Raw genomic sequence first — 17,016 nt, 5'->3', positions numbered from 1 at the left:
CTTTCACTGGAACCTCCATGACCTCTTCTTCCGACACGACCCGCGGCTGGCGCCGCCTGCGCCTGGCGCTCGGCTGGCTCGGCCTCGGGCTGTCGGCCGCCGTCGCGCCGCTCGCGGCATCGGCGCAAACACAGCCGCAGCCGCAGGTGCCGCAGCACTGGATCAGCTACGCGAACCTTGCAAGCAACCAGCTGCAGTCGTCGCTCAGCGACCCGGCCAGCGACACCGTGGTGCGGCTGCACACGTGGATGCAGGACCGCATGCTGAAAGAGGGCCAGCCCGTGCCGCCCGCGCCGGTGGTGGTGCGCGTGTGGGTCGCGGGCAGCGGCAAGGTCGAGCGCGTGGCCTTCGATTCGCTGGGCGATGCGCAGGCCGACACCGACCTGCGCGCGCTGCTCACCGCGCAGCCGCTGGCCGAGCCGCCGCCGCGCGACATGCGCCAGCCGATGGTGCTGCAACTCACGCTCAGCTTTGTCGCGCGCACCTGAGCGATCGCGCCGGCGCGGCCTGATCTGCGTGGCGCTGCTGGGCCTTGCGGCTGCGGTACCGCTGCACGCCGCCATGCCGTGGCCCGTGCCGGGGCTCGCGGCGCTGGTCAAGGCCTACGGGCCGGCCGTGGTCCACATCGGCGTGGAGCGGCCCTCGGTGCCGGCGCGTCGCTTCAGCGACCGCTGGCTTCAGCGCGTGGCGCCGGCCGAGGCCGACGAAAGCAGCCTGGGCAGCGGCTTCCTCGTGAGCGCCGACGGACTCATCTTGACCAACGCGCACGTGGTGGCGCACGGCACGCAGATCCGCGTGAAGCTGCCCGACCGGCGCGAGTTCCAGGCGCGGCTGATCGGCCTCGATGCGCTGGCCGACGTGGCGCTGCTGAAGATCGACGCGACGGGCTTGCCGACGGTGCGCATCGGCGACCCGGCGGACACGGAGCCCGGCGACGGCGTGGCGGCCATCGGTTCGCCCTACGGCTTCGGCAACTCGGTGACGGCCGGCATCGTCAGCGCCAAGGGGCGGCTGTTGCCGGGGGCGGAGTCGATGCAGTTCTTGCAGACCGACGTGCCGATCAACCCCGGCAACTCGGGCGGGCCGCTGTTCAACCTGCGCGGCGAGGTGATCGGCATCAACTCGCGCATCTACAGCCGCAGCGGCGGCTACCAGGGGCTGTCGTTCGCCATCCCCATCGACGCCGCCATGCGCATCAAGGACCAGCTGCTGGCCACCGGCACCGTCACGCGCGGGCGCATCGGCGTGGCCGTTCAGGAGGTGGGACAGGCGCTGGCCGACACCTTCCGCCTGCCGCGCCCGGCCGGCGCGCTGGTGACCGACGTGGAGCCGCGCGGCGCGGCGGCGCGGGGCGGGCTGAAGACCGGCGACGTGATCCTGTCGGTGCAGGGCCGCGAGGTGGTGCAGGCGGCCGACGCGCTCGGCTTCATCGCCGAGCAGGTGCCGGGGCAGCGCGCGCGCCTCATGGTGTGGCGCGACCGCGCCGAGCAGGTGATCGCGGTGAAGGTGGAGGGCTACGACACGCCGCGCCTGCAGGGCGATGCGGCTGCTTCGATGCCTTCGCGCCTGGGCTTCGCGGTGCGCCCGCTGGCACCGGCCGAGCGGCAGTTTCTGCGCGTGGAGGGCGGGCTGCTGGTGCAGCGCGTGAACGTGGCGGCGTCGCGTGCGGGCGTGCAGCCGGGCGACGTGATCCTGGCGCTCAACGGCCAGCCGATCGACAGCGCCGAAGCCTTGGCCCAGGCATTCGATGGGGCCGACGGCACGGCGGCGTTGCTGGTGCAGCGCGCGGGCGCGCGGATCTTCGTGCCGATCTGCGCGCGGGCCGGGTCGCCGAAGTGTTGAGTGCAATCGTGCCGCGTCATTCGAGCGTCATTAAGCGAACCTAGCATCCGCTTCGACATGCCCCCGGGCCGTGGCTTTCGCCGGGCGTATCGAACTCATGCGGCATGCACCTCTTTCCTTTCCTCTTGTCTCCTTCGCCTGCCTCGCGCTGGTCGCCTGCATGACCGGCCCGTGGACGACCGCCCGCGCGCAGTCCGACGCGGCGCCGCGCCGACCGCACGAAACGCGCATCGCCTTCGACATTGCGGCCCAGCCGCTCGCCGCGGCGCTGGAGCAGTACGGCCGCGCGACCGGGTTGCCCGTGTTCTTCGATGCCGAACGCGTGGCCGGACGCCATGCTGCGCCCGTGCACGGGGTGTTCGATGCGCAGGCCGCACTCGATGCGTTGCTCGCGGGCACGGGCCTGGTCGCCGACGATGCCGGCGTGGGGGCCACGACCGCCTTCGTGCTCCGGCTCGCACCGACGGCGCCTGCGCCGGCACGGCCTGCCGACGCGGTGCAGGCCGCACCTGCCACCGTGGACCGCGGTTACGACGGGCTGGTCCAGACCCGCATCTGGGAAGCCTTGTGCGCGCACCCGCGCTCGGCGCCGGGCGGCTACCGCGCGGCGATGCGTTTCGTGATCGACGGCACCGGCCGCATCGCCCATGCCTTCCTGCTGCACACCAGCGGTGACCGCGCGCGCGACGATGCGATCCTCGACACTCTGCGGCAGTTGCGCATCGACCGCGCGCCGCCGCCGGACATGGCGCAGCCGCTCACGATGCTGATCCTGCCGCGCTCGCAGACGCCCGGGCTCGAATGCCCGGTGCGGCACTGACGCATCGCCATGCCCGAGAACGCGCTGCCCGCATTGCGCGACTTCCTGGTCGCCCGCTACGACGAGCTCAAGCAGCGGCTCGCGCGACGACTCGGCAATGCTGAGCGTGCGAGCGATGCGCTGCAGGACACCTGGCTGCGGCTGGAAAGCCGCGACGACATCGACGGCGTGCACGACCCCGCCGCCTACCTGCTGCGCGTGGCCGTCAACCTGGCCTACGACCAGGTCGCGAAGCAGGGGCGCCTGGCCACGTCCGACGAGATCGAGGCGCTGCTCGACGAAACGCCCGACCCCGCGCCGGGGCCCGCGCAGATCGCGCAAGACCGCGCGGAACTGGCCGCGCTGCGTGCGCTCATCGAGCGCCTGCCGCCACGGCGCCGGCAGGTGCTGGTGATGGTGCGCTGGCAGCACCTGCCGCAGCGCGAGGTGGCTGCGCGGCTCGGCATCTCGCTGCGCACGGTGGAGAAGGAACTCAAGGAGGCGCATGACCACATCGCCGCCCGCATGGGCCGTGCGCTCAGAGCAAAGGAGCCGCATGACAAATAAATTGCGGTTCACCGCCTCGAGAGCCGTCTCATGGATATGCGACATCTTTCAACGCACACAGGTTGACGCCCCGATGACCCCGCCCGATGCACACGCACAGGCCTTGCGCGAAGCGCAGGCCTGGCTGCGCCGGCTGTCGTCCGGCGCGGCCACGCAGCACGACGTCGAAGGCTTTCGCCGCTGGCGCGACGGCGACCCGCTGCGCCAGCCCGCGCTCGCGCAGGCCCGGCGCTTGTGGCAGGCGCTCGACCCGGCCATCGGAGGCATGCCGGCCGAAATTCAACGGCCTTCCGTGTCGTCGCCGCGACCCGTGGCCGCGCGCCGCGCGTTCCTCGGTGCGGCGGTGGGCGCGGCCGGCGCCGCGGGCGTGGCGGTGGTTTCTCCGCCGCTGGGCCTGTGGCCGTCGCTCGGCGAATGGAACGCGGACTACCGCACGGCCACCGGCGAGCAGCGCGCGGTGCAGGTGGCCGAAGGCGTCGACCTGATGCTCAACACGCAGACCAGCGTGCAGCGCCGCAGCGTCGAGGGCCGCGTCGTCGGCATCGATCTGATCGCGGGCGAGGCGGCGGTCGATCTGGTGGCCGGGCCGCAGCCTTTCGGTGTCGTGGCGGGCGCGGCCCGCAGCGAGGCACAGGCCGGTCGCTTCGAGGTGCGCTACCTCGCGGGCCGAGGCTGCGTGACCTGCCTCGAAGGGCGCGTGCGCGTCACGCACGGGAGTGGCACGCGCGAGTTGCAGGCCGGCGAGCAGGTGCTGTACGACGCCGGCTCGCTCGGGTCGGTGGCGGGCGTGGCCACCCGCGAGCCTTCGGCCTGGCGCAGCGGCGTGCTGGTGTTCAGGCAGACGCCGCTGGCGCATGTGATCGACGAGATCAACCGCTACCGGCCGGGCCGCGTGGTGCTGCTGGCGCAGCGCCTGGCCGGGCGCGAAGTCAGCGGGCGTTTCGCCATCGCCTCGCTCGACACGGTGCTGGTGCAGATCCAGCGCTCGTACGACCTCGATGCGCGCGCGCTGCCGGGCGGCGTGCTCCTCCTTAGCTGATGAATGTGACAGCCTGATTGGCCCTCGCGTGCGCTCAGGATTGCGCCAGAAAGTTAGCGGTTTTGTTTGCGTCCGTCGGTCTGTCCCGTAAGGGGCACGGATTCCGTGCCTGTGCATTTCATTCTTTACGGGTCGTCAGATGAACACACACGAGGGACACCGCAGCCGCCGCCAGGGCGCTGCCGTGCATGCGAGGAGCTTCCGGATTTCGCCGCTGGCACAGGCCATGGCATTGGCACTGGCCGCCGGTGCGGCCACCGCGCCGGCCCACGCGCAGCGCGCCTTCAGCCCGACCTGGTTCAACGCCAAGGGCGCGGCACAGGCCACCGCCACGGCCACCGGCCTGATGCCCAACGGGTCGCCGGCGGCGCAGTTCACGAGCCCGCTCGCGCAGCAGCAGCGCGCCAATGAGCAGCTGCGCCAGTCGATCGGCAACCTGAACCTCGCGGCGCGCGGCATCGCGGCGCAGCAGGCGACACAAGAGGCCGCGCGGCGGGCCGCTCAGAACGATCCCTCTGTGCCCGACGGCCTGGCCGACGGCGGCCTGAAGGTCGACACGAATTCGCTGACCGCCGGCTGGTCGAATGCGCGCGCACTGACCGGTGATTCGCAGCGGCAGGTCGACGGCCGCACGGTCGTCACCGTCGAGCAGACAGCCGACAAGGCCATCCTGAACTGGGAGACCTTCAACGTCGGCAAGAACACCACGGTGGCCTTCGCGCAGCAGAAAGACTGGGCGGTGCTCAACAGGGTGAACGACCCGCAGGCGCGCCCGAGCCAGATCCAGGGCCGCATCAAGGCCGACGGCACGGTGATGGTGGTCAACCGCAACGGCATCGTGTTCAGCGGCAGCAGCCAGGTCGACACGCGCAACCTCGTGGCCGCGGCGGCGCAGATCGACGACGCGCAGTTCCAGGCCCACGGCGTGTACGCCAACGGCAACACGCCCAACTTCAAGAACGCGCAAGGCCGCGTCGAGGTGCAGGCCGGCGCACGGCTTTCCACGCCCGCGCCGGGCTCGGCCACGCAGGGCGGCGGCTATGTGCTGCTGCTGGGCGCCGAGGTGCACAACGCCGGCGAGATCGCCACGCCGGGCGGGCAGACGATGCTGGCGGCGGGCGACAGCTTCACGATCCGCAAGGGCGTGGGCACCGACGGCAACCTGGCCTCGACCACGCGCGGCAACGAAGTCGCGGTGACGCTGGCCGCAGACAGCAAGGCCGGCCTGGTCCGCAACTCGGGCCTGATCCAGGCGCCCACCGGCGACGTCACGCTGGCGGGGCGCGAGGTGGTGCAAGGCGGCGTCATCCTTTCCAGCACGTCGGTCAACGCACGGGGCACGGTGCATCTGAACGCGACCGGCGCGACGGGCCAGGTCACGCTCGGCGAAGGCAGCACCACGGCCATCGCGCTCGACACCAGCGGCGCGACCGCGCTCGACAGCCAGCGCGCCGGGCTCATGGCGCCGGCGGTCCAGGTGGGCACGGGCAACATCGTGCTGGCGGGCAACGACCGCCGCGACCTGTCGCGCGTCGAAGTCGCCAGCGGCGGCACGGTCGAGTTCCAGGCCGACTCGCTCACGCTGGCCACGGGCGGCCAGGTGGTGGTCGACGCCAAGCAGCGCAGCCTCGTGCGCGAGCGCGCGCGCATCGACGTGTCGGGCGCGGTGGGCGTGAAGCTCGCGATGGAATCCAACAACATCAAGATCAACGTGCAGGGCAACGAGCAGCGCGATGCGCCGCTCAACCGCGACAGCAAGAACCTCAACAACAACGACCTGTGGATCGACCGGCGCTCGCTGGTCTTCGTGCCAGGCGGCACCGGCGGCTACCAGGGCGAGCGCTGGTACACCGGCGGCGGCCTGCTCGAGGTGGGCGGCTACCTCGGCACGCAGGCGCATGGCGTGGGCGAGTGGATGGCGCAGGGCGGCGTGGTGGGCTTCAGCGGCGGCGAGCTGGTCACGCAGCGCGGCGCGAGCATCAACATTTCGGGCGGCACGCTCGACGTGCTCACGGGCAAGCTCCACCAGAGCTGGCTCAAGGGCGCGGACGGGCGACTGTACGAGGTGTCGAAGGCACCGGGCGACCTGCGCTACACGGGCGTCTACAAGGGCTTCGAAGACGAACACGCGCGCTGGGGCAAGAACACCACCGGCTTCTTCTACAACCCGTTGATCGGCCCGCAGACGCGGCTGGAAAGCGGCTACACCGTGGGCCGCGATGCCGGCCTGCTCGTCGTCGGCACGCAGGCCGCGGTGCTCGAAGGCGAGATCGTCGGCGAGACCTTCCAGGGCGACCGGCAGACGCAGGCGCGGCAGGCCGGGCTCGACGGCTACCAGCAGTCGACCGGTGCGGTGGCGCAGCGCGGGCAGTTCGTCGTGGGCCGCTACGACGCCTACTACGACAAGGCGACCGGTGCGATCCACCGGCGGCTCGATGCGGCGGGCATCAAGCACGTGGTGCTGGGAGACACGGCCGACGGCATTGCGGGCGGTCTCGACCTCGCGACCGCGTTGCCGGCCGAACGCCGCGACACGCTGGTGCTCGACGCGGCGCAGCTCAGCGGTTTTCATTTGGGCGCGGTGCGCATCGCGGCCACCGACAGCATCGCGGTCGACACAGCATTGCAAGCGGGCGACGGCGGCCACCTCACGCTGTACAGCCCCGACGTGAAGGTCAACGCCGACCTCGTCGCGCGCGGCGGCGGCATCCAGCTGGGCAACGTGCTCGAACAGGTCAGCCTCAACTACCTGAAGGACACGAGCGCGCTCACCGCGCCCGCCGGCGGCACGACCTCGGTGGTGCTCGCGGGCGGCGCGACGCTCGACACCCGCGGCCTGTGGACCAACCTGTTGACGAACCCCGCCGATGCGGGCGGCGTGGCGTACCGCAACGGCGGCAGCGTGTCGGTGCGCAGCACCGGCGATGTGGTGCTGGGCACCGGCAGCGTCATCGACGTGTCGTCCGGCGCGGCGCTGTTGGCCAAGGCCAAGCCGCAGGGCGGAAAGGGCGGCAGCGTCACGCTCGAGGCGGACGGCTTCAACGCCGGCAGCGGCCATGTCGCGCTCGACGGCGCGGTGCTGCGCGGCCACGGCGTGGACGGCGGCGGCACGCTGACCGTGCAGACCATGCGCGTCGCCATCGGCGACACCTCGGGCATGGCGCAGGCCGACACGCTGATGCTCGACGCCGACTTCTTCGACAAGGGCTTCAGCCGCTATGCGCTCATCGGCAACCACGGCCTCGCCGTGGCCGACGGTGCGCAGGTCGATGTGACGATGCCGGTGTACCGCTTCGGCGCCCATGCGCAGGACATCGCCACCGGCAGCCGTCCGGCCGACGCGCTCGAGGTGTGGACGCCGCCGCTCTACCAGGAAGACGCCACCAAGGCCGTGCTCACGCCGCGCAAGGGCGCGAGCCTGTCGCTGCAGGCCGGCACGACGACCACGCTCGCCCAGGAACTGCCGACGGTGCAGGCCGTGGTGGGCAAGGGCGCAACGATCCACGTCGATCCGGGCCAGGCCATCGAGGTGCGCAGCGCCGGCCAGCTCACGGTGGACGGCACGCTGCGCGCGAACAGCGGGCGCATCGTGCTGAAGACGGTGGACATCACCGATCTCGAGGCCGACATTGCCAATGCAAAGGCCCATGCCCGCTCGATCTGGATCGGCGGGCAGGCGGTGCTCGATGCGTCGGCGCACGCGGCCACCGCCACCGACACCACCGGCAAGCGCTACGGCCTGGTGCGCGACGGCGGCAGCATCGTGGTGGGCGGCGAGATCGATGCGGTGTCGAGCAAAGCCACTGCGTCGCAGAATTTCGTCGTCGTGCGCCCGGGCGCGCTGCTCGATGCCTCGGGCACGCATGCGGTGCTCGACGTGCCCGGCCTGGGCGCGACCGACGTCGCCAGCAACGGCGGCAGCATCTCGCTCGCGTCGTACAACGGGCTGCACCTGGACGGCAGCTTGCGCGCCGTCGCAGGCGGCGAGCGCGCAGCCGGCGGCACGCTGGCCGTGGTGCTCGGCACGCCGGGCCTGCGCCTGCACCTGGACCCGCTGGAACAGGCGGAAGACCGCGTGCGCCGGCATCGCGTGCTGGTGCTGGGCGTGGCGCAAGGCGCAGCGCTCGCGCCCGACACCCTGCAGGCCGGCGTCGACGACGGCGCCCTCGCATACGGGCAGGCCCGGCTGGGCACCGACACGGTCCGGCGCGGTGGCTTCGACACCCTCTCGCTGTTTGCCGGCGCCACGCTCGCCTTCGAAGACGGCGTCGACCTGCGCATGCGGCAGGGCCTGCAGATCTATGCCGGCGGCCTCGCGCTCGGCACCGACGCACCCGACGACGCGCACGTGGCGCTGTCGGCCGCGCACGTGCGGCTGGCCGGCGCGATGCCGTCGTTCACGCGCGAAGTCTTGCGGGCGCCCGTCGCCGAGGGCGGTGTGGTGCGCGTGCCGTCGGGCACCCGCCTCGATGTGGCCGGTGAGCTGATCGACATCCGCGACGGCATGGGCTTCGGCGTCAACGGCAAGGTCCCGTTGCTCGACAGCGCGAGCGAAGCGCCCACGGTCGACCTGGCCGCCTTCGGCCACGTCACGCTGGCCAGCAGCGGCGACCTGCGCTTTCTGCAAGGCCGGCAGGACGTCGGCATTTCCACGAGCCTGGTCGTGCCCGGCAGCCTGACCCTGCGCGCCGCGCAGATCTATCCGGCCACGGGCGTGGTGGCGCTCGTGTCCGCGGGCCTGGCGCCGGACGGCACGTACCTGCCCGACACGGCGCTGCGCATCGAGGGCACGGGCGCGACGCCGGACGTGCCGTACGCGGCCTTCGGCGACCTGTCGCTGCGCGCCGGCGTCATCGAGCAGGGCGGCGTGCTGCGGGTGCCGCTCGGGCAGCTGACGCTCGGCGATGCGCTCACCACGCAGGTCAGGCTGCTGCCCGGCAGCCTCACGTCCGTGAGCGGCGAAGGGCTGAACATGCCCTATGGCGGCACGGTCGACGGCATCAACTACCTGTACGACGGCAAGCAGGTCAAGCTCACCGGCGTGGGCGCGGGCGACCTCTACAAACGCAACCAGACGATCGGCCTCACGTTCATGGGGGCCAGCGTGCAGGGCCAGGAAGGCGCCACGCTCGACCTGTCGGGTGGCGGCAACCTCACGGGCGCGGGCTTCGTGAGCGGACGCGGTGGCTCGACCGACGCGCGCTTCAGCCCGCTGATGCAGGTCGGCACGCACGGCGGCTTCACACTGCCGGGGCTCGCGACCAACCCGGTGTACGCCATCGTGCCCGGCGTGCAGCCGGCGGTGGCGCCCACGGGTGCGGAGAAGGGCGCGGTCGATCCGCTCGTGGGCCAGCACATCACCATCGGCGCCGGCGTGCCGGGCCTGCCCGCAGGCACCTACACGCTGATGCCCTCGACCTATGCGCTGCAGCAGGGCGCCTTCCGCGTCGAGCTGAACGGCGCGGCCGGCCTGGGCGCGCCCACCGGCACGCTGGCGATGCGCAACGGCTCGTGGCTCACGGCCGCGCAGTTGGGCGTGGGCCGCACCGGCATCGGCGACACGCTGTTCCGCCAGGCCATCGTGACCTCGGGCGAGGTGCTGCGCAGCTATTCGCAATACAACGAGATGGGCTACGCCGACTTCGTGAGCGCCGATGCGCTGCGCGTGGGCGTGCCGCGCGCCATGCTGCCGGCGGACGCACGCAACCTGCACCTGAATCTCTCACCCGGTGCGGGCGCCGACGCCTTCCGCTTCGACGGCACGGCGCGCTTCCGGGTGGGCGCGGGCGGGCGGGGCGGGTCCGTGGCGGCCACGACCAGCGATGAGCAGTTCGGCCTGGAGATCGTCGCGGCGGGCGCGCCGGCGACGGCGGGCTTCCAGGGCGTCACGCTCGACGCCGGCGCGCTCAGCGGCATGGGCGCGGCGCGCCTGGTCATCGGCGGGTTGCAGGGCGCCGACTATGGTCAGAGCGGCAACGTCATCCAGACCGGCGACGGCGGGGGCAGCGTGGTGCTGCGCCAGGGGGCGGTGCTGTCCGCGCCCGAAGTGTTCCTGGCCGCGGTGGCGGTGACCGAAGGCTCGCCGCTCGGCGTGGTCGTCGAGCAGGGCGCGCGCATCCACACGCTCGGCCGCGGCAAGGCCGCGTATGACGCCGACGACGGCTTCGTCTATGCCGCGAACGGCCAGATGCTGATGGTCTCCAACGGCCGGGTGAGCACGCTGCCGGTGCCGCAGACCCAGGCCGAGTCGGACAACCGCAGCCTGCAGATCGGCGTGTGTGCCAGCGCGTCGTGCAGCGGGCAGACCGAGCTGTACTCCGAAGGCACCATCGCCATGGTGACGCCCGACCGCTTCGAGATGAACGAGGCGGTGCGCTACGGCACGCGCCACCTCACGCTGGCGGTGCGCGGCATCAACGTGGGCGACAGCGCCGCGCTGGCTGCCGCCGCGCAAAACAACACGCTGCCGCCGGGGCTGGCCATGAGCCAGGCCCTGCTCGACCGCCTGTTGCGCGGCGACCGGCAGTACGGCGCGCCCGCGCTCGAAACGCTGGAGCTCAGCGCCAGCGGCGGCGTCAACTTCTTCGGCACCGCGGCGCTGGACACCATCGACCCCGCCACCGGCAAGGCGACGATGGCGCAGCTGGTGCTGGCCACGCCCGCCATCTACGGCCAGGGCGGCGCGGACGACGTGGCCACCATCCGCACCGGTCGCCTGGTGTGGCAGGGCGCGACCACGGCGCCTTCGGCCGTGGTGCGCAATGGCGCGGGCACCGGCAGCGGCACGCTGAACATCGAGGCCGAGCACATCGAGTTCGGCTACGGCTCCAACAGCCAGCCGAGCGGCCTGGAAGACGCGGGTCGCCTGGTGCTTGGCTTTGCCGACGTGAACCTGAAGGCCAGCGAGCGCATGAGCGCCAACCACAAGGGCAGCCTCTCGGTCTACCAGTCGCAGGGCGCGTACGAAGCCGGCAAGGGCTACGCGTACAGCGGCGGCAACCTGAACATCGTGGCGCCGCTGTTGACGGGCGAGGCGGGCTCGGTGAACCGCATCACGGCGGGCGGCACCTTGCGCGTGGCCGCACCCACCGGCGCGCCGGCGGCTGCCACCGGCGATGCGGCACTGGGCGCCGAGCTGAGCCTGCGCGGACGCGACCTGACGCTGGACACCACCGTGGCGCTGCCCAGCGGCAAGCTCACGCTGAGCGCCGAACGCGACCTCACGCTGACCGACCGCGCGGTGCTCGACCTGTCGGGCCGCCAGGTGGTGTTCAACGACGTGAGCAAGTACAGCGCCGGCGGCGACGTGGTGCTCGAAAGCCTGCACGGCAACCTGCGGCAGGCGGCGGGCTCGGTGATCGACATTTCGGCGCAGAACAACCGCGCGGGCACGCTGAAGGCGATGGCGCTCGACGATGCGGCCGGCCAGGTCGACCTGCAGGGCCGCATCCTCGGCGCGAGCAGCGGCCACTACGACGCGGGCGGCACGCGGGTGCCGTTCCAGGCCGGCAGCGTGGACGTGCGCGCGCGGCAACTCGGCGACGCCGAGTTCGCGGCGCTCAACCAGCGGCTGAACGACGGCGGCGTGTTCGGCGCGCGCAGCTTCCAGCTGCGTCAGGGCGACCTTTCCATCGGCGACGGCCTGAAGGCCGGCGAGGTGAACGTGTCGCTCGACAACGGCAGCCTCACCGTCACCGGCACGATCGATGCCAGCGGCGAGCGCGTGGGCCGCATCAACCTCGCGGCCAAGCACAACCTCACGCTGGCCGGCAGCGCGATGCTCGACGCGCACGGCCGCACGCTGCGCGTGGACAGCCACGGCCAGATCATCGATTCGCCGAACCGCGCAATGGTCGAACTCACGTCGAAAGACGGGCAGCTCACGCTCGCCTCGGGTTCGCGCATCGACCTGCGACACGGCACCGACGCGAAGGTGGGCGGCGAGCCGGGCCAGAACGACGGCCGGGCACGCGGCACGCTGGAACTCAACGCGGGCCGCACCGGCGAGACCGTCGGCGACATCCGCATCGACGCCAGCGGCACCCTCGCCATCGAGGGCGCGCGCTCCATCGCCGTGAACGGCATGTGGCGCTACGACGATGCGCGCTTCGGCACCGACGCCGCAGCCACCGGCCGGCCCTACCAGGTCATCGACCAGGTCTACCTCGACGCCAAGCACCTGCAGAGCACGGCCTTCATCGACCACGCGCTGGCCAACGGCGCGCTGATGAACGGCAAGCTTGCGGGACTGAACAACGCGCGCTATGCCGATGCCTTTCATCTGCGCCCCGGCGTGGAAATCGTCAGCAAGGCACCCGACGGCGACCTGGTGGTGCAGGGCGACATCGACCTGTCGGGCTATCGCTATGCGAGCGCCAACCTGCACACGCAAAAGACCAACGTGTACGGCTCGGGCGAGGTGGGCGCGCTGGCCATCCGCGCGGGCGGCAACCTCGACATCTTCGGCAGCATCAACGACGGCTTCGCGCCGCCGCCCGCCACGCAGGACGACGGCGGCTGGCTGCTGCTGCCGGGCGTCAACCTGCTGCGCGGCGACACCGTGCTGCCGCGCGGCGGCGTGGTGCTGGCCGACGGCACGACCTTCGAGGGCGGTGCCGGCACGCTCAACTACGACCTGCCGATCAAGTCGACGCTCTTCGTGGCCGGGCAACTGATGCCGGTGGCCAGCGTGCTGGCCCAGGCACTCGAACTGAAGGTGGGCACGGTGCTGAGCGCCGACGTGCGCAGCGCCTCGGGCGCGCTGCTGTTCGCGGCGGGCAGCATCGTCAGCGGCGCCGACGTGACGCTGCCGGTGGGCACGCGCCTGGGGGCCGGCATGCGCCTGCCGTCGGCGGCGACGCTGTCGGGCGTGGTGTGGCCCAAGGGCGTGCCGCTGCCCGGCAACGGCAAGAAGTTCGTGCTGAGCGGCGCCCTCACGCTGCCGTTGGGCGCGCTGCTGCCGGCCGCAACGAACATCAAGCTGCCCAGTGGCGTGACCTCGGTGAAGCTGCGCCCGGACGGCGCCGGCCGGCTGTGGGCCGCGGCGGCGATGCTGCCCGAAGGCTCGCAGTCGTGGTCGCTGCGGCTGGTGGCGGGTGCGGACCTGAACGCGGCGGACAACGGCATCGTGCAGGTGCATCCGGCGGCGGGCCGGGGCGACCTGCGGCTGGCGGACAGCCACTACGGCATGTTCGGCAAGCTGTTGCCACCGAAAGGCGGATTCGGTTGGTCTGCGCAAGCGGTCGAGGAACTGTCCTGGAGCGGGATCACCGTCAAGGTAGGCGACCCTGTCGATCCGGCCATCGTGGGCGACGTGGAGTTCTTCTGCAAGGACGTGCCGGACTATTGCGTGTCCAACAGCAAGCCTGAATACGCGATGGTCCCCGGCAGCGCGCGCTTCAGCGTGGTGCGCACTGGCGCGGCCGATCTCGACCTGCTGGCCGCCGGCAACCTGCGCATGGATTCGCTGTTCGGCGTGTACACCGCCGGCGCCTCGTCGCAGGCCACGCATGCCGGCGACCCCTACAACCTGTCGCGCGCGGTAGGCGCCAACGGCACGGTGCTCAACGACGCGAACGGCGGCTACGAGAAGTTCGTCGACGGCGGCGCGCAGAACCTGGCACGCGCCTGGTACCCGGCCTCCGGGGGCAACCTGACGCTCCAGGCCGGCGGCGACCTGACCGGCGACATGACGCTGATCGCCGGGGGCACGGGCTCGAGGCGGCCGAATCCCGCCGACAATGGCTTCAGCAGCGGCGCCATCGGCAACTGGCTGTGGCGCCAGGGCACGGGCGAGAGCTTCGGTGGCGGGCAGGACCAGCCCACGGCGTGGTGGATCAACTTCGGCTCCTATGTCGGCACGCCCGGGGCGGCCGACAAGTTGCTCGGCTTCACCGGCTTCGGCACGCTCGGTGGCGGTGACCTGCGCGTGGACGTGGGCGGCAACGCGGGCCTGCAGGCACGGCGCGGCGCCAGGATCGATTCGTCCACCGACAGCCGGCGCAGCCAGGGCCTGGTGCTGGCGGTGGGCGGTACCGGCCGCGTGCTGGCCGACGGCCGCCTGAGCCTGACGGGCGGCGGCGACGTGCAGGTGCGCGTGGGCGGCGCCTTCAATCCGCTGGACACCCCCTTCGTCCAGGGCGCCGGCGGCGACGTGGACGCCGGGCTCAACGGGGCCATCGTCAACCTCCGGGGCGACGTGCAGCTGCAGGCTGGCAGCCTCGGCAGCCTGCCCCTGGTCTACGGTCTCTACGCCCGGTCGCAGTCGCCCCGCGAAACCCGCGCCTACGACCTGTACACCGCGACCCGCGGCATGGCGCAAGGCGGCATCGTGCTGGCGCCGGGCGATGCGAACTACACGCTCGCCACGCGGGGCGACCTGGTGGTCAAGGGCGTGATCGACCCCACGCGCGTGGGCCTCGCCAATGCCACGCCGTTCAGCGCCAATGGCCTGGCGGGACAAGGCCAGAGCTGGTTCACCCTGTGGACGCCGCACACCGCCATCGGCCTGTTCGCCACGGGTGGCGACCTGGTGCCGGTGACGGGCGGCGCGGGCTTGCCCGTGACCGACTCGGCCTTCGTGTATCCGTCGATCCTGCATGCAGTGGCCGCCAGCGGCAGCTTGTTCTACGGCGATGCGGCGACCTTCCAGGAGATCGGCACGGGCACGCCGCTGGTGCTGGCGCCCGCGGCCCATGGCGCGCTGGAGTTCCTGGCCCGCGACTCGATCTATGCGGGGGGCAACACCGTGAGCCAGTCGGGCGCGGCCGCCTCGGCGCTGGCGACGCCGCTGCGCCCGGCCTTCCAGGGCACGACCGGCGACGGCACGGCGCTCGGCAACCTGTCGGGCGGCAACAACCTGGACGGAGGCGGCGTGCGTCCGCTGTTCGCCTTCGGCCCCAACACGGTGTCGGGTGAAACGGTGGGCACGCAGCCGGCGCGGTTCTATGCCGTGCAGGGCGACCTGGTCGGCGTGAGCAGCGGGCGCATCCTGCGCTTCAGGCCCGACGACGCGACGCGTGCCGGCCAGACCTGGTACGAGGGCGCGCAGCCGGTGTGGATGCGGGCCGGGCGCGACATCGTCGCGAGCGGCACGCCCGTCGGGCGGACCGAGCCCTCGAACGGCGCGGCGCAGGCCTACTTCGAGAGCAGCGGCAACCTGTTCGCGCACCAGAAGCCGGGCGACATCTCGGTGGTCTCGGCGGGCCGCGACATCCTGTTCAGCACCTTCAACGTGGCCGGTCCCGGCACGCTGGAGATCACGGCCGGCCGCGACATCCGCATGGAGAACAAGGCCTCGGTGAGCAGCCTCGGCGCGGTGGTGCCGGGCGACAACCGGCCCGGTGCAGGCATCGCCATGCTGGCGGGCGTGGGCTCAAGCGGGCCCGACTACAGGGGCTTCGCGCAGCGCTACCTCGATCCCGTCAACCTCATGCAGAGCGGCCAGCCGCTGGCCGACCAGGCCGGCAAGGTGGTGAAGAACTACAACCGCCAGCTCACGCTGGGCGACTGGCTGCGCGCCGAGCTCGGCTACAGCGGCGACGAGAACGGCGCGGCGGCGTGGATGGCGCAGCGCCAGACCAGCCTCGACGGCGAAACCGGCACGCCGCGCCGCGTGCTCGCCAACGACTACCGCCAGGCGAGCCAGCTGTACCTGGTGAACTGGCTCGAAGCCTCACAGGGCTACAGGGGCAAGGGCGGTGCACAGGAGGCGCTCGCCTTCTTCAACGGCCTGCCGCCCGAGCAGCAGCGCAGCTACCTGCGCGGCGTGTACTTCGCGGAGCTGAAGGAGGGCGGTCGCGAATACAACGACGAGGCCGGCGTGCGCTATGGCAGCTACCTGCGTGGGCGCAACGCCATCGCGTCGCTGTTCCCGGGCACGAGCTACAGGGGCGACATCACGATGTTCGGCGCGGCCGGCGTCAACACGCTGTTCGGCGGCGACATCGCGATGCTCACGCCGGGCGGACGCCAGGTGTTCGGCATCGAGGGCGAGGCGCCCAAGGCCGTGGGCACGCTGATTCCGGGCGTGATCACGCAGGGCGCGGGCGACATCTCGCTCTATGCGCTGGGCAGCATCCTGCTGGGCCAGAGCCGGATCATGACCACCTTCGGCGGCAGCGTGCTGGGCTGGTCGGCCGAGGGCGACATCAACGCGGGCCGCGGCTCGAAGACCACGGTGGTCTACACGCCGCCCAAGCGCGTGTACGACCGCTGGGGCAACGTGGTGCTGTCGTCGGACGTGCCGAGCACGGGCGCGGGCATTGCCACGCTGAACCCGATTCCCGAGGTGCCGGCCGGCGACATCGACCTGATCGCGCCGCTGGGCACCATCGACGCGGGCGAGGCGGGCATCCGCGTGTCGGGCAACGTGAACCTGGCGGCGCTGCAGATCGTGAACGCGGCCAACGTGGCGGTGCAGGGCAAGAGCACGGGGCTGCCGGTGGTGGCGTCGGTGAATGTCGGGGCCCTCGCCAACGCCAGCGCCGCGGCTTCGCAGGCCACGGCGGCGGCGCAGGACGTGATGCAGCGCGAACGCGCGGCGGCGCGCCAGAGCCTGCCGTCGGTGTTCTCGGTGCGCGTGCTGGGCTTCGGCAACGAGCCGGCGTCCGGCGCGCCCGAGGCAACGGACGTACGGCGCAAGCCCGCGGAGCAGGCGAGCTACGACCCGTCGGGCTTTGTCCAGATGGTCGGGCACGGTGCGCTCACCGACGCGCAGCTGGCGCGCCTGAACGAGCCCGAACGGCGCGGCCTGCCGCGCGGCCGTTGA

Annotated in this window: 6 protein-coding genes; all 6 read left to right on the top strand. The window is 72.1% G+C overall.

What is annotated here, in order from left to right; translation table 11 throughout:
* Positions 1-17: 17 nt before the first annotated feature.
* The 6 genes from CLU95_RS31030 to CLU95_RS03240 all read left to right on the top strand — a co-directional run bounded on the left by CLU95_RS31030 (position 18) and on the right by CLU95_RS03240 (position 17,016).
* Positions 18-488 (top strand): YbaB/EbfC family DNA-binding protein, encoded by a 471-nt coding sequence (locus CLU95_RS31030; RefSeq protein WP_257214523.1) that lies wholly within the window; start codon positions 18-20, stop codon positions 486-488.
* Positions 472-1,842 (top strand): trypsin-like peptidase domain-containing protein, encoded by a 1,371-nt coding sequence (locus CLU95_RS03260; RefSeq protein WP_257214522.1) that lies wholly within the window; start codon positions 472-474, stop codon positions 1,840-1,842. The genes CLU95_RS31030 and CLU95_RS03260 overlap by 17 nt, the downstream gene beginning before the upstream one ends.
* A 160-nt stretch (positions 1,843-2,002) precedes the next feature.
* The gene (locus CLU95_RS03255) at positions 2,003-2,662 is read left to right on the top strand and encodes a secretin and TonB N-terminal domain-containing protein (protein WP_180288518.1); all 660 of its coding nucleotides are present in this window, start codon (positions 2,003-2,005) and stop codon (positions 2,660-2,662) included.
* A 9-nt stretch (positions 2,663-2,671) separates the two neighbouring features.
* Positions 2,672-3,208 carry an RNA polymerase sigma factor gene (locus CLU95_RS03250; RefSeq protein ID WP_099790387.1) on the top strand — a complete coding sequence of 179 codons (537 nt, stop codon included), beginning with the start codon at positions 2,672-2,674 and terminating at the stop codon, positions 3,206-3,208.
* 73 nt (positions 3,209-3,281) lie between these two features.
* Positions 3,282-4,247 carry a FecR family protein gene (locus CLU95_RS03245; RefSeq protein ID WP_180288517.1) on the top strand — a complete coding sequence of 322 codons (966 nt, stop codon included), beginning with the start codon at positions 3,282-3,284 and terminating at the stop codon, positions 4,245-4,247.
* Positions 4,248-4,386: 139 nt separating this feature from the next.
* Positions 4,387-17,016: a filamentous haemagglutinin family protein gene (locus CLU95_RS03240; protein WP_099790382.1), complete on the top strand. Its 12,630-nt coding sequence runs from the start codon at positions 4,387-4,389 to the stop codon at positions 17,014-17,016.

It is taken from the genome of Variovorax sp. 54 (assembly GCF_002754375.1).
Classification (GTDB): Bacteria; Pseudomonadota; Gammaproteobacteria; order Burkholderiales; family Burkholderiaceae_C; genus Variovorax.
This window is presented reverse-complemented; position numbering and strand designations above follow the sequence as displayed.